This window comes from Pleomorphomonas koreensis DSM 23070, from assembly GCF_000425185.1.
Taxonomy (GTDB): domain Bacteria; phylum Pseudomonadota; class Alphaproteobacteria; order Rhizobiales; family Pleomorphomonadaceae; genus Pleomorphomonas; species Pleomorphomonas koreensis.
Genome location: NZ_AULH01000009.1, coordinates 26,364 through 39,963 on the forward strand (window position 1 = coordinate 26,364; position 13,600 = coordinate 39,963).

Consider the following 13,600-nt stretch of genomic DNA (forward strand, 5'->3'; position numbering starts at 1 on the left):
CCGCTATGCCGCTCGGCGTCCGGAGGTTTCGATGCTGACCAAGAAGGGCAAATACGGGCTGAAGGCCCTGGTCTTCCTCGCCCGCTCGGAACCGGGCAAGGCGATCCAGGTGGCGGAGATCGCCGCGCGCGAAAATATCTCCAAGAAGTTCCTCGACGCCATCATGCGCGACCTGAAGAACGCCGGCTTCGTCCGTTCGTGGAAAGGCCCCGGCGGCGGTTTCGCGCTCAGCCGGCCGCCGTCCGAGATCGTCATCGGGCCGGTGGTGCGGACGCTCGACGGACCGCTGGCGCCGATCGCCTGTGCCAGCCGCACCGCCTTCCAGCCCTGCGACGACTGCGGCGATCTCTCGGCCTGCGCCGTGCGCCTCGTGATGATTGAGGTGCGCGACGCCATCGCCAAGGTGCTTGACGGCACCACGCTTGCCGACATGCTGGACAAGTCGAATACCGCCGGCTCTTTGCTCGCTCAGTAGACCGCGTCCAGGTGCGGGCGCAGCCGGCGTCGCCATCGGTTGTCTCGTTTCGGGCAATCGGCGGCAACGCCCGAGGACGCCGCCACATGTCTCGAAAGGCTAGACGGCAGGCCGGCGTTTGGAGTGGTTCGATTTTGCGTTTTCGGCCGCCGAGGTGGATGGCTATTGCCGCCACCCACCCTCTCGGCCGGCTTCGATTTCCCTGACGGTCACAGACCGAAGATGGCCGGCCACCAGCCGAAGCCGACGAACAGGCTACCGGCGATGCCGGGCAAGAGCGGCAGCCAGCGCTTCGAGAGGTCAATCCCCTGCCTTTTCAGGATGCGGTCGCCGAGCCAGATGCTCCAGACGACGCCGATCAGGAACAGGCCGCCGCGGATAACGTGCACGCCCTCGATGCCGATGGCGGTGTCGCGCAGCGGGTTGAGCAACTCGGCGCCGAGACCGATGATCAGGCTCATCAGCGCCACCGGCGCATACTGGTAGCCAAGTTCGGTGAACACCTGACCGAAGCCGCCATCGGCGCCCAGCTTGCGGGCGATCATCGCGCCGACGGCGGTGAGGCAGGCGAGCACGACGGTGAGCACCGCCATGGTGCCGAGCATGAAGCCGACGATCATCAGGAAGTCGAGCCACAGGAAGGTTTCGGCGCGGGCCGGATGTACGCTCATCAGCCAGGACGGGCCGACGCGGGTGATCCAGTCGATGTGGTTCTGGATCGCCCAGACGCCGAGGCCCTGGCGCATCTGTTGGTATTGCGGCAGCACCAGCCACAGGAAGCCGCCGAGCGCCACGCCGGTGTCGAGGAACAGGAACCACGCCTCGGCCTTGTTGGCGCGATGGTCGCGGATCTCCTCGACCTCGACGCCGGGCCGCCGCAGTTCGAGACGCATGCTGCCGGCCGCCTTCGGATTGACGCAGCGGAAGCACTCGATGCAGTGGCGGCTCTCGCGCTTCCTCGGCAGGTCGATCATCGTCGGGCAGGCGCCGCGCTCGGTGTAGGCGTCGCCGCCACCCAGCAGCACCTTCGGCGCGAACTGCACGGCGCCCAGGCGGGAATAGAGGCCGAGCACGCGGCCGATCGGGCAGAGATGCCGGCACCAGACGCGCTTGTTGCGGCCGTAGAGGCCGCCGATGGCGATGGCCAGCAGCATGGTGCCGCCGAACAGGCCGGCCGCCGCTTCCGGATGGTCGCGCACGCCGAGCGTCTGGCCGTAGAGCGTCATGATGATGAAGCTGAGGGCGGGGGTGCCCTCCCACTTGATCCAGCCGGGAATGGCCCGTTGCAGGCCGTATTTGTTGGCAAGCTCGGAGGCGGCGCCCATCGGGCAGAGCGTGCCGCACCACAGGCGGCCGAGCACGATCACCGACAGGAAAACCAGCGGGAACCAGATGCCCCAGAGCATGTAGCGCAGGAACAGCGTCGGGTTGGTGAGGATGCCGCTTTCGGCCGGCGGATCGGGCATGAGCAGGGGCAGGCCGATCACCACCAGGAAGACGACGAACATCAGCACCTGGATCCAGCCGAAATGTCGCCGCCAGCCGACGAACAGCGCCTCGATGGTGCGGGTGAAGGCGCCCGGGGGCTGAACCTTCTCGATGTCGGCCAGGGATTTCACCGGGGTGCCAGCAAAGGCGTCGCCATGGACGAGCCTGTTCATGATGTGTCCCTCCGACACCGATGTCACCAAGGCGCGATTCACCCGTCCGTGAAGGGCGCTAAAATGCTAACTGCTCGCAATTGCATCAGGACTGCAAGCTGGTGGTTTCCCGCATATAGCCCGCGCACGCCATGAGACTTCAGAAGAGATCTAAAGAATCATCATCTTGAATGATCCAACCTTCGGCCATCAGGAGTTTCCCCACGGTTGACGCGCCGTCGCAAACGAACCTACTCCTGACAATCATTTGCAAATAAGGGGCAACAGAATGCGTATCTTGACCGGACTGGTCGCGGCTTCGGCCGCCCTCGGACTTGCGACGAGCGCCTGGGCGCTGGAGTATCCGATTGGCGAGCCGCAGTTCGGCGGCGGCATGGAAGTGGCCGCCGTCTACCTGCAGCCGATCGAGATGGAGCCGGCCGGCATGATGCTGGCCGCCGACAAGGCCGACATCCACCTCGAAGCCGACATCCACGCCACCAAGGACAACGTCAACGGCTTCGCCAACGGCGACTGGGTGCCCGATCTTCAGGTTAGCTACAAGCTGGTCAAGGACGGCAAGACCGTCGCCGAAGGCCCGGCCATGGCCATGGTCGCCTCCGACGGCCCGCACTACGGCGACAACATCAAGCTCGACGGTCCGGGCAACTACACGCTCACCTTCCGTATCGCGCCGCCGTCGGGCGAGGGCCACATGGCCTTCGGCCGCCACGTCGACAAGGAGACCGGCGTCGCCCCGTGGTTCGCGCCCTTCGAGACCAACTACGAGTTCACCTTCGCCGGCACGGGGAAGAAGGGTGGCTACTGAGGCGCCCCGCACGACGCACCGGCGGCGGTTCTGCCAGGCCGCCGGCTGCCTGCTCGTGGTCCTCGCGGCGGCGGGTCCCGCCGCCGCCGAGGACGATCCGGTCTTCCGCATCGAGTTCAACGACGGCACGGTGACGCCGAGCCGCATCGAGGTGCCGGCCGACACCCGCTTCGAGTTGCAGCTCGTCAACCTCGGCAAGACGCCGGCCGAGTTCGAGAGCGTGCCGCTGCGCAAGGAAAAGGTGATCGGGCCGGGCGTCACCACCTCCATGGTGATCAAGTACCTCGATCCGGGCGAATACTCCTTCTTCGACGACTTCCACCCGGAAGCGCCGCCCGCCGTGCTGATCGCCAAGTGAGCGACCGGTGCTGACGGGTCAAGACGAGGTCTGATGCAATGTTCGGCTCCATAGCCTTCGTGGTCTGGCGCGAGAGCGTCGAGGCGCTGCTGGTGATCGGCATCCTCGACGCCTGGCTCAGGGCCGAAACGCGCGACACCGGCCGCGCCCGCCTCTATCTGTGGGGCGGCGTCGCCGCCGGCCTCGCCTTCGCCGGCGTTCTGGCCGCCCTGCTGGTCGGGCTCGGCGACGCCATCTCCGAGGAGGCGCAACTCGCCTACACGACGACCGTGGTGCTGATCGCCGCCGCGCTGATCCTCCAGATGGTATTCTGGATGCGCAAGCACGGCCGCTCGATGAAGCGCGACCTCGAAACGCAGCTGGCGGTCGCCGTCACCCGCCAGTCGTGGTGGGGCGTCTTCGTGCTGGCGCTGGTCGCCGTCGCCCGCGAGGGCAGCGAGACGGTGATCTTCCTCTACGGCATCCTGTCGTCGGGCGCCGCCGGCAGTCTGGTGTCGGGTGTCGGCGCCGGCCTGTTCGGCTTCGCGCTGGCGCTTCTGAGCTACGGCCTGTTGCAGGCCGGCAGCCGCGTGCTGTCCTGGCGGTTGTTCTTCCGCATCACCGAGGTGATGCTGTTGTTCCTTGCCTGCGCGCTGCTGATGACCGGCATCGACGGCCTGATCGATCTCGAGATCCTGCCGCGCCTGTCGCGCCGCCTCTGGGACAGCGGCTGGCTGCTCTCCGACGGCAACGCGACCGGCGGCTTCATCTCGGCGCTGACCGGCTACCGGGCGACGCCCAACCTGATGGAGCTGATCGCTTTCGCCGGCTACTGGGCCGTGGTGCTGTTGCTGATCTACCGCCCGCGGCGGCAGGTGACCGCCGCCGCCTGATCTGACGGTCCAGGCATTGTCTCCGGCCCCGGCGCCTTCTCGTGGAAGCGCCGGGGCCGTTTGCGTTAGCCGTCCGCCAGCTTGTGCAGGAACGAGCCGACCTTGTCGGCGAGTTGCATCGTGGCGGAGTTGACCTTGACGGCGATGCTCTCGACGTCGCGGGCGGCACCATCGGTCTGGCGCGACTGCACGGCCAGCGAGGCGACGGCCGCCGCCGTTTCGCTGGCCACCGCCCGCTGCTCCTCGGTGGCGCCGGCCACCGCGGCCGACAACTCGGCGATGCTGCGCAGTCCGGCCAGCACCTCGTCGACGCTTTCGACGGTCATCCGCGTGCCGTCGGTGATGTCGGCGATGCGCTGCGAGATCGACAGCGTCGCCTTGCTGGTCTGGTCGGACAGCGCCTTCACCTCGGCGGCGACCACGGCGAAGCCCTTGCCGACCTCGCCGGCCCGCGCCGCCTCGATGGTGGCGTTGAGGGCCAAGAGCTTGGTCTGTTCGGCGATGCTGGTGATCAGGTTGACCACCTCGGCGATGCCGCGCACCGCCTGATCGAGCTGCGCCAGCTTGTCCTGCGTGCCGCTGGCGGCGGCGCTGACCCGCGATGCGAGATCGGCGGATTCGGCGACGCGCTGCGCCACCTCGCCGAGGGCGGCCGACTGCTCCTCGGTGGCGGCTGCCATGGTGCCGGACAGCGCCACCGTCTCGGCGGCATTGGCCTTGAGCTGGGTGCTGGCGGCGGAAACCTGCACGCCGACCTCCTTCATGGTGGCGACGGCCTCGTCGATGCCGGTGACCATGGCCACCCGGTCGCTGACGATCGCCCAGGTCAGGAGCGGCTGGCCGGCCACGATGGAGGCGTTGAGGTCAAGCGTCTCCGGGCCGATGCTGATCTCCGTCCGGTGGCGGCGGTTGCCGAGCGTCGACAGCAGATGATGCTGGTGCTGCGGCGCCTTGTGGAAGATGTCGATACTGGTGCCGACCAGCTGGTCGGCCTTCACCGGCAGGTACTGCTCGACGCGGCGGATGGTCTCGACCCCGGTCTGGTTGACGTAGTCGATGACATAAGTGGCGGGGTTGCAGGTCATGATGGCGATCGGCAACTGGTCGAGGACGCCGAGCAGCCGCGCCGCCCGCTCCTCGGCCGCCCGCCGCGACACCACCTCGGTCGCCACCTTGACGACGCCGGTCACCTCGCCGGCCGTGCTGCGGATGGGGCTGTAGGTGGCTTGCAGGCAGATCACCCGCCCCGATTTGGTCCTCCGCTCGAACTCGCCGGCCTGCGCCTCGCCGCGCTGGAGCGCCGCCCAGAAGGCGGCGTAGGCGGGGCCGTCCGCCTCGCCGTCCGGCATGAAAACACGGTGGTGCTTGCCGCGGATCTCGGCCAGCTCGTAGCCCATGGTCTTCAGGAAGATCGGATTGGCATGGACCACCGTACCGTCCCGATCGAAGCGGATCACCGCCTGGGAAGCGCTGATTGCCGCCAGTTGCTCGTCGGGCCGTGAGAAATGAAACATCGCTTGCTCCTCGATCGATGGGTAGTCGAAAGATGTAGGCTTGGTGCTTGAGTGGCTGATGGTTTCTAGGTTTTGCCGACGGTGCCGGTGGACGCCTGGGGCGTCGATCCGACGCTGTTCGGCGAACCGAACAGGAAGCCCTGGGCGCCGGGGCACCCCTCCTCGACGACGAGGCGCCATTGCGCTTCGGTCTCGATCCCCTCGGCGACCACCGACAGGTTGAGGCTGCGGCCGAGGCCGACGATGGCCCGGACGATCGATCGCGCCGCCTCGTCGCTTTCGAGGGCGCCGATGAAGCTGCGGTCGATCTTGATCTTGTCGAAGGGGAAGCTCTGCAGGCTGTTGAGCGAGGAATAGCCGGTGCCGAAATCGTCCATGACGATGCTGACGCCCAGCGTCTTCAACTGGCGGAAGATCGCCAGCACGTCGGCGCTGTTGCGCATCAGCGCCACCTCCGTCACCTCGAGTTCCAGGCGGTGCGGCGGCAGTCCGGCCTGGCGGAGGCAGTTCTCGACCGTTCTCGCGAGGTTGGGCAGCTGGAATTGCACCGGCGACATGTTCACCGCCAGCGTCAGCGGCTCGGGCCAGCCCGCCGCATCGCGGCAGGCGGTGGCGAGCACCCATTCGCCGAGCTGGACGATGCTGCCGCTTTCCTCGGCCACCGGGATGAACTCCGACGGCGGCACGTCGCCGAGGTCGGGGTGCCGCCAGCGCAGCAGCGCTTCGTAGCCGACCACCCCGCCGGTATCGCTCGCCACCATCGGCTGGTAGGCGATCGACATCTGGTGCCGCTGCACGGCGAGCCGCAGATCGTGCTCCATCTGGCGGCGGGCGCGCACCTCGCGGTCCATGAACGGCGCGAAGAAGCAGACGTTGCCCCGCCCCGTCTGCTTGGCGCGATAGAGGGCGATGTCGGCGTGGTGCTTCAGCACCTCCCCGTCGCGGGCGTCGGCCGGGAACACCGCGACGCCGATCGACACGCCGACGGCCATCGGGTTGCGGGCCATGTCCATCTCGCGGTCGAAGTCTTCCAGCAGTCTGAGCGCCAGCGTCTCGGCCTCGGCGTGCGAGGCGATGCCGTCCTGAAGGATCAGGAACTCGTCGCCGCCGACGCGGGCGATGGTGTCGGCGGTTCGTACCGAGGCGCGCAGCATGTCGGCGACGCGACAGAGGATTTCGTCGCCCTTGGCGTGGCCGAAGATATCGTTGACAGCCTTGAAGCGATCGAGGTCGAGCGCCAGCACCGACACGGCGAGACCGGCGGCGCGTGCCTTGGCCAGCGCCTCGGCGAGGCGCTCGTCGAACAGATGGCGGTTGGGCAGCCCGGTCAGGCTGTCGTGGCGGGCCATGTGGGCGATCTGCCGCTCGGCTTCCCGCCGGTCGCTCAGGTCGCGCAGCGAAACGACCGTCGAGAGATGGCCATGAAACTCGACGCTGCGGGCCGATGCCTCGACGATGCGCAGCTGGCCATCGGCCCGCCAGATGCCGGTCTCGAAACTCTCGCCGCCGAGCCGCTGCTCGCCGCCTTCGAGCGTTAGCAAACTGTCGAGCGGCTTGCCGATCAGCTCGCCGGCGCGGCGGCCGCTCATGTCGCAGATCGCCCGGTTGACCTGGACGATGCGGCCATCGCGCACCACCATGACGCCGTCGAAGGCGGCATCGATCAGTCCCTTGAGGTCAGTGACGTAGCGATCGAGCACCACGGCGAGGGCGGCGGCGCAGACGAGCAGCACGGTGGCGCTGGCCACCGCCGCGATTAGCCATTCGCGATGCAGGTCGCCGCCGGCGAAGGCGATCGTCGGGTCGGGCGCAAGTTCGATCGCGCTCATGCCGGTGAAGTGCAGCGCAACGATGCCGAGCGCCGTCAGCAGCGCCGGAATGACGATCTGTCGGGCTCCGGCAAGACGCTGCCGCACCACCATCGCCGCCACGAAGAAGACGGTGGCAGTCAGCACGCCGGCCGCATAGAGCGGTATGTCGTAGCTCAGGCGGGCCGCGATATCGATGGCCGCCATGCCGGTGATGTGCATCCAGACGGCGCCGAAAGTCATCAGCAAGCCGAGCGTCGCCGCCGCCCGGACACCGCTTCGGAAGAACAGCGACGACAACGCCACCCACCAGCAGAGCACGATGAAGGTGACCGACAGCACGGTTGGCCACAGGGAGAAGCCGATCGGCGGCGCGCTCTGGTAGGCGAGCATGGCGACGAAGTGCGTCGACCAGACACCGACGCCGCCGGCCAGCGCGGCGAGCGCCAGCCACATCTCGCGGTGGTTCGGCCGGCACTCGCCGGCCCGCCGCAGCAACAGGAAAAAGGTGAAGCAGCCCAGCAGGCAGATGCCCGTCGCAAGTGCGACGAGGAGGTGGTCGTGCTGGTTCTGTATGCAGGCGATGACCCGAAACACGGTCTCACTCCCAGGTAAGCATTACTAGGGATATCCAACCAATGATTACATAATTTCCTTATCAAGGGCTGAACCAATCACAGATAGTCACATAGAGGTTGTATTCCGGAACGGGTTGCGAGATAAATTGTCACAGTTGCTGATTGTATTGCTGTCCCAATCTCGTGGATGTCCGGCCAGGACCGCGGCAACGATTATTTCCCGGCTGCGGGAACCTCCGGCCGCGCCGGCACGTTACCCACTCGAAGATCGGATCCGCCGACCTTCGCAAGTCCGCGCCGGGTGTCCGTTTTTCCGGACCAGCGCCCAAACCAGGGAGACGTCATGAACCGTCAGATTCTCGTTGCCGTCGTCGTTCTGTTGGCCGTCGGCGTCGGCGTGCTCGGCTACCAGCTCTACGAAGAGAAGAAGCAGCCGGACGGCGTCGAGATAAAGATCGGTGAAAACGGCGTGTCGGTCGAAGGAAAGTAGCGGGCGGCAGGCGCCGCCGCACCTCGCCGGTCCCTCTCCGCCATCGGCAACGGCCATCCGACCTCCCGGTTCGGCCGATGCAGAATGAGGATCAAGCCATGAGCACCCTTGCCCTTGTCGAGCAGTCCGTTCTTCCACATCTTTCCGCGTCGACCGCTCCCGAGGCGACGGCTTTCGTCGCCCACCTCCTGGCGCTGGCGCCGATGGCGGCCGCGGTCGTCCTGCTGGTCGCCGCTCTGTCGGCCGGCGCCCGCCGCGTGCCGGCGGCGCAGATCGTGCCCCGCAAGGTGGTACGCGGCCGGAAGATCGGCGGATGACGCCTGTTTCGATGTCGTCCCGTGCCTTGGCCCGGCTCTCCTGGAGCCGGGCTTTGGCATTTCGGACCGGGCAAACAAGGCGAGCGACTAACCGGATATGAAAACCGCCGGCCCTCCTGGTGAGGACCGGCGGTTGGGGAGAAGGGGCGGCAGCCTCGATCGCCGGCTTCTGCCTCAGCGGTAGAGGAGGGCGATCAGGATGATGATCGGGATGGGAACGCCGAGAAACCAGAGAAGGATGCTTCGCATGATGCCTGCTCTCCATGACTGGGGCTGATCGGAATGACCGGCGAATAAGCCTCTCCGCCGTGTCGACAGCACCGGCGGCGAAGTCTGCTCTCCTCCATCCGGGCTTCGGAGATGAAACGCAGCATCGCCCCATCCGGTTCCGAATGGTTAATGCATGTGGATATTGATGGAAGCAGAGGATTCGTTTCGGAACCGTCCGGGCAATGCGGCGTTGTCAGCCGGAAAGCAAAGTGAATTGGAGTTTTCGCCATGCTTTATTGGTCACTTATCTTTCTTGTCGTCGCGCTTATTGCCGCCGTTTTTGGCTTTTCCGGCATCGCCGCTGCCTCGGCCGGCATCGCGCGGGTGCTGTTCGGCCTGTTCCTGATCCTGTTTGTGGTAAGCTTCCTCTTCCAGTTGCTGCACGCCTGACGGCGTCGCTGCTCTTGAAGGAACGAAGCAAAAGATGAAACTTGCAGTTTCCCGGTTCGCAGGCAGAGTATGTTGGATGTTTCGGAGCGGACGGGGAGAAACGGGGAGATGCTGAGATCGGGTGCGCGCCGGTTCGTCGGCTACAATCTGCTGCTTCTGGCGGGCGGAACGGTCGTCCTGTTGATGATCGTGTCGGCCGCCTTCGTCTTTTCCTCCCGCTCCCTGCTGCATGCCACCGAATCGCTCAAGGCAGCGCGGGTCGACCGGCTGGTGCTGGAGTTCATTTCCGATCTCGTGGATGCCGAGACCGCCCAGCGAGGCTTCGTCATCACCCGGAATGAAGCCTATCTCGCCCCCTATGAGACGGCGACCGGCGAGTTCGCCACCGACTCCGACGATCTCAGGCTGCGGGCAGCCGAAGTCGACGAGGGCAGGGCCATCCCTCCCGGTCCGGTCGATGAGCTGATTGCCCTCGGCAAGGAGAAGATGAAACTGGTCAGTCACAATCTCGAGGAGTTCCGGGCCGGCAATCTCGATGAAGTGCGGCTGGTGATCGCCTCCGATCGCGGCCGCGTGCTGATGGAAGAGATCAGGCAGAAGGGCGCGGCGATCCGCGACACCGCCGCCGCGGTCCGTATCGCCCGCGCCGCCGCCATGCGCGAATCCGCTTCGCTGCTGACCACCATGATCAGCCTCGGCGTCGCCATGATCGTCGTGCTGACCACCGGCGCGGCTCTGGTGATCATCCGCCATCTCAAGGAGATCGACGACGCGCGCAACGAGCTTGTCGACATCAACCAGGAGCTGGAGTCCCGCGTCCGGGACCGGACCGAGGCGGTGATGCGCACCAACGACGAATTGCAGCGCTACGCCTACATCGTCAGCCACGACCTCCGGGCGCCGCTCGTCAACATCATGGGCTTCACCTCCGAGCTGGAGACGTCGGCCGAGCAAATCTCCGCTTACGTCCGCAAGACTGCCGACGATCCCTCCGACCCGGAGCGGGCCGAGGTGCTGCTCGCCGTCGACCAGGACATCCCCGAGGCGCTCGGCTTCATCCGCTCCTCGATGAAGCGCATGGACAGCCTGATCAACGAGATCCTGAAGCTGTCGCGGGCCGGCCGCCGGGTGCTGGAGCCGCTGCCGGTCGACATGCAGGCGCTGGTGACCGAGTGCGCCGATTCCATCCGCCAGCGCTTCGCCGAGGCGGGCGCCGAGGTGCGAATTGAGGGAAGGTTGCCGGATGTCGTCTCCGACCGCTCTGCGTTGCAGCAAATCTTTACAAATTTGCTCGATAATGCCAGCAAGTACCTCAAGGAAGGTCGGCCGGGCGAGATCGTCGTCCGCGGCCGACTGGAGCGCGGCATGGCGATATTCGAGGTCGAGGACAACGGCCGTGGCGTCGCCGAGTCCGATTTCGAACGCATTTTCGAGCTGTTCCGGCGGGCGGGCGTCCAGGACAGGCCGGGCGAGGGCATCGGCCTCGCCCATACCCGCATGTTGAGCCGCCGCCTCGGCGGCGACGTCACGGTGAAGAGCGACGGCGAGTCGGGTACGACCTTTGTCGTGGCCGTGGCCCGTGATCTCGGACTGCGTATGGGGAGAAACGAAGCGTGAGTAAGGATCCCAAGCCCGTAGCGATCCTCATGATTGAGGACGATGAAGGGCACGCCCGCCTGATCGAGAAGAACATTCGCCGGGCCGGCGTCACCAACGAGATCATCCCCTTCCGCGACGGCACCAGCGCCGTCAACTATCTGCTGGGGTCTGACAACTCGGGGCGCAACGCCATCGGCCGGCCGTCGCTGGTGCTGCTCGATCTCAACCTGCCGGACATGACAGGCATCGACATCCTGTCGCGTCTCAAGGCCAACGAGCACACCAAGAGCACGCCGGTAATCGTGCTGACCACCACCGACGATGCCCGCGAGATCCAGCGCTGCTATGATCTCGGCGCCAACGTCTACATCACCAAGCCGCTCAACTACGACAGCTTCGCCAACGCCATACGCCAGCTTGGCCTGTTCCTGTCGGTCATGCAGATCCCGGAGCCGGATTGACGATGCCCTACGGGACCGATCTCAAGGGACCCATCACGGTCCTGCACATCGAGGATGACCTCGCCCTCGCCGTGCTGGTGCGCAAGGCACTGGCTCGCCGCGGCCATGAGACGGTTCACGTAACCAGCGGCGATGAGGCTCTGAGACTGATTGCCGGGGGCGGCATCGACGTCGTTGCCCTCGACCACACCCTTACCACCGAGACGGGGATGGATATCCTCGCCCGCGTCGGACCGCGCGGCAGCCGGCCGCCGATCGTCTACGTCACCGGATCGATGGACGCGCGCCTTGCCGTCGACGCCATGAAACGCGGCGCCGACGATTACGTAATCAAGGACACGTCGGAGGAGTTCTTCCATCTGCTCATCGCCGCGCTGGAGCAGGCCTACGAGCGCTGGCGCTTGAAGAGCGCCCGCGTGCGCGACCAGCAACTGATCCGCGAGGCGCGCGACCGCGCCGAGATGCTGCTGAAGGAGGTCAACCACCGCGTCGCCAACTCGCTCGGGCTGGTGGCGGCCATGGTGCGCATGCAGGCGGCGGCCGTCACCGACCCGCACGCCCGGCAGGCGCTGGAGGAGACGCAGGGACGAATTTCGGCGGTCGCCGGCGTCCACCGCCACCTCTACACCTCCGACAACGTTGGCGAAGTGGATATCGGCTCCTATCTCGGCCATCTGGTCGGCGAGCTGTCGGCGTCGCTGTCCGGCAGCGGCGCGCTGCATATGGTGAAGACCGACATCGCCTCCATCTCCATCCCGACCGACAAGGCGGTGACGCTCGGCGTCATGGTCGGCGAACTGGTGACCAACGCCATCAAATACGCCTATCCCGCCGGCACCACCGGCGAGATCCGCGTCCGCTCCGAGGACCGCGGCGACGGCCGGCTGCGTATCTGCGTCGAGGACGACGGCATCGGCTGGGACGGCACCGGCGCGGTACAGGGCACGGGCATCGGCTCCAAGGTGCTGCACGCCATGGCGCGCAATCTCGACGCCGATGTCACCTACACCCGGCGCAATCCGGGAACCTTCGCCTGCATCCAGTTCATGATCGATCTTGCCGCTGATTGACGGTACGGCCGGTGGTCCGGCCGTACCGTTCACCGTTTGGCGACGTTGCGCGCCAGCCAGAAGCCGAGGCCGGCCAGCACGGCAACGGCGGCAAGCCGCGTGTGCTTGACGGCCATCGAGGCGGCGGTCGGCGCGAAAGCCACCGCGGCGCTCGACGCCACCGCGCTCCGCATCTCCCGCCGGGCCCGCGCCGCCACCTGCCGGACGATCAGCAGGCCGATCAGCGCCAGGAAGAGAAGCACTCCTGCCACGATCAGGGCGGCGTTCTCCGGGCGGAAGTGGCGCGCCAGCGCGATGTACCCGGCGAAGGCGGCAAAGGCGATGGCCAGCGTGGCCATGACGGCGGCAAACGCCGCCGCCGCAGCCACGATGCCGCCACGCCGCTTGAGGCGGGAGAGGTCGACGCCGAGAAGCCGCGCGAGGATCATGCGCGCGGACCGCCACGCGAGGCGAGACCGAGCAGCACGCCGACGCCGAGAGCAACGGCCACCGCCGTCATCGGCCGCTTGGAGACGGCATCGGCGACGCCGTCGATACCCTCGCGTCCGAGCGCCGAGGCGCCGGTCAGCGCCGCGCCGAGATGATCGGCGGTATCCGAGCCTCTTGCCTTCACCGCGTCGAACGCCTCGGAGGCGCTGACGCCGGTCTTGGAGGCGAAATTATCGACGATGCGACGCATCTCGGCCAGGGCCTCCTGCGCAGCGCCAGCGACGTCGCCGGCCTTGCCAGCCAGGTCGCTTCCGGCCGCGCCGAGGTCATTTTTGATCTTGGCCGCGTTGTCGGCGACCGTCTTGGCGGCGGAAGATTCACTCGAAATCATCTACTCTGTCCTTTCTTCGGGGTGGGCCGGGCCGTCGGGGCTTGCAGGGAGGTTCCGACATGCTGCCCGGAGTTGCATTCCGAGGATCAACGCCCGACGTGGCGTCGGG

The 13,600-nt window shown here is 66.6% G+C and carries 15 protein-coding genes; 10 read left to right on the forward strand and 5 right to left on the reverse strand.

All coding sequences use genetic code 11. The features are described 5' to 3' along the window. Positions 1-31 precede the first annotated feature (31 nt). Positions 32-475 (forward strand): RrF2 family transcriptional regulator, encoded by a 444-nt coding sequence (locus H512_RS0108260; protein ID WP_026783054.1) that lies wholly within the window; start codon positions 32-34, stop codon positions 473-475. Positions 476-684: 209 nt separating this feature from the next. Here H512_RS0108260 and H512_RS23135 read toward each other — a convergent pair whose 3' ends face one another. Then, positions 685-2,136 carry a 4Fe-4S binding protein gene (locus H512_RS23135; RefSeq protein ID WP_053239680.1) on the reverse strand — a complete coding sequence of 484 codons (1,452 nt, stop codon included), beginning with the start codon at positions 2,134-2,136 and terminating at the stop codon, positions 685-687. Positions 2,137-2,404: 268 nt separating this feature from the next. Here H512_RS23135 and H512_RS0108270 point away from each other — a divergent pair, with 268 nt between their 5' ends. The 3 genes from H512_RS0108270 to H512_RS0108280 are packed head-to-tail and all read left to right on the forward strand — an operon-like array spanning position 2,405 to position 4,174. Continuing rightward, entirely contained in the window at positions 2,405-2,944 is a 540-nt protein-coding gene (locus H512_RS0108270; RefSeq protein ID WP_036790753.1) for an iron transporter, read from the forward strand. Between the two features lie 49 nt (positions 2,945-2,993). Next, a complete protein-coding gene (locus H512_RS0108275) occupies positions 2,994-3,302 on the forward strand; it encodes a cupredoxin domain-containing protein (protein ID WP_026783056.1) in 309 nt (102 codons plus the stop codon). A gap of 38 nt (positions 3,303-3,340) precedes the next feature. Further along, positions 3,341-4,174, forward strand: coding sequence for an FTR1 family iron permease (locus H512_RS0108280; protein WP_036790755.1), 834 nt, complete (start codon positions 3,341-3,343; stop codon positions 4,172-4,174). 65 nt (positions 4,175-4,239) lie between these two features. Here H512_RS0108280 and H512_RS23140 read toward each other — a convergent pair whose 3' ends face one another. After that, complete coding sequence (locus H512_RS23140) at positions 4,240-5,688, reverse strand: methyl-accepting chemotaxis protein (RefSeq protein ID WP_053239681.1); 1,449 nt, start codon at positions 5,686-5,688, stop codon at positions 4,240-4,242. Positions 5,689-5,753: 65 nt separating this feature from the next. Then, the gene (locus H512_RS0108290; RefSeq protein WP_026783058.1) at positions 5,754-8,093 is read right to left on the reverse strand and encodes a bifunctional diguanylate cyclase/phosphodiesterase; all 2,340 of its coding nucleotides are present in this window, start codon (positions 8,091-8,093) and stop codon (positions 5,754-5,756) included. 324 nt (positions 8,094-8,417) lie between these two features. Between H512_RS0108290 and H512_RS27340 the strand changes: the two genes are divergently transcribed. The 6 genes from H512_RS27340 to H512_RS0108320 all read left to right on the forward strand — a co-directional run bounded on the left by H512_RS27340 (position 8,418) and on the right by H512_RS0108320 (position 12,671). Next, positions 8,418-8,564: a hypothetical protein gene (locus H512_RS27340; protein WP_169507138.1), complete on the forward strand. Its 147-nt coding sequence runs from the start codon at positions 8,418-8,420 to the stop codon at positions 8,562-8,564. Between the two features lie 98 nt (positions 8,565-8,662). After that, positions 8,663-8,881: a hypothetical protein gene (locus tag H512_RS0108300; RefSeq protein WP_026783059.1), complete on the forward strand. Its 219-nt coding sequence runs from the start codon at positions 8,663-8,665 to the stop codon at positions 8,879-8,881. A 498-nt stretch (positions 8,882-9,379) separates the two neighbouring features. Beyond that, a complete protein-coding gene (locus H512_RS26300; RefSeq protein WP_026783060.1) occupies positions 9,380-9,541 on the forward strand; it encodes a DUF1328 domain-containing protein in 162 nt (53 codons plus the stop codon). Positions 9,542-9,649: 108 nt separating this feature from the next. After that, positions 9,650-11,158, forward strand: a complete 1,509-nt coding sequence (locus H512_RS0108310; protein ID WP_036790758.1) for a sensor histidine kinase — start codon at positions 9,650-9,652, stop codon at positions 11,156-11,158. A gap of 29 nt (positions 11,159-11,187) precedes the next feature. Then, positions 11,188-11,601 (forward strand): response regulator, encoded by a 414-nt coding sequence (locus H512_RS0108315; protein WP_053239710.1) that lies wholly within the window; start codon positions 11,188-11,190, stop codon positions 11,599-11,601. Between the two features lie 2 nt (positions 11,602-11,603). Further along, positions 11,604-12,671 (forward strand): sensor histidine kinase, encoded by a 1,068-nt coding sequence (locus H512_RS0108320; protein ID WP_053239682.1) that lies wholly within the window; start codon positions 11,604-11,606, stop codon positions 12,669-12,671. 29 nt (positions 12,672-12,700) lie between these two features. Here the strand turns inward: H512_RS0108320 and H512_RS0108325 are convergent, their stop codons facing one another. Both H512_RS0108325 and H512_RS27345 read right to left on the reverse strand, forming a co-directional pair. Beyond that, positions 12,701-13,099 (reverse strand): hypothetical protein, encoded by a 399-nt coding sequence (locus tag H512_RS0108325; protein WP_026783064.1) that lies wholly within the window; start codon positions 13,097-13,099, stop codon positions 12,701-12,703. After that, positions 13,096-13,491, reverse strand: coding sequence for a hypothetical protein (locus tag H512_RS27345; RefSeq protein ID WP_026783065.1), 396 nt, complete (start codon positions 13,489-13,491; stop codon positions 13,096-13,098). The genes H512_RS0108325 and H512_RS27345 overlap by 4 nt, the downstream gene beginning before the upstream one ends. Positions 13,492-13,600: the final 109 nt, after the last annotated feature.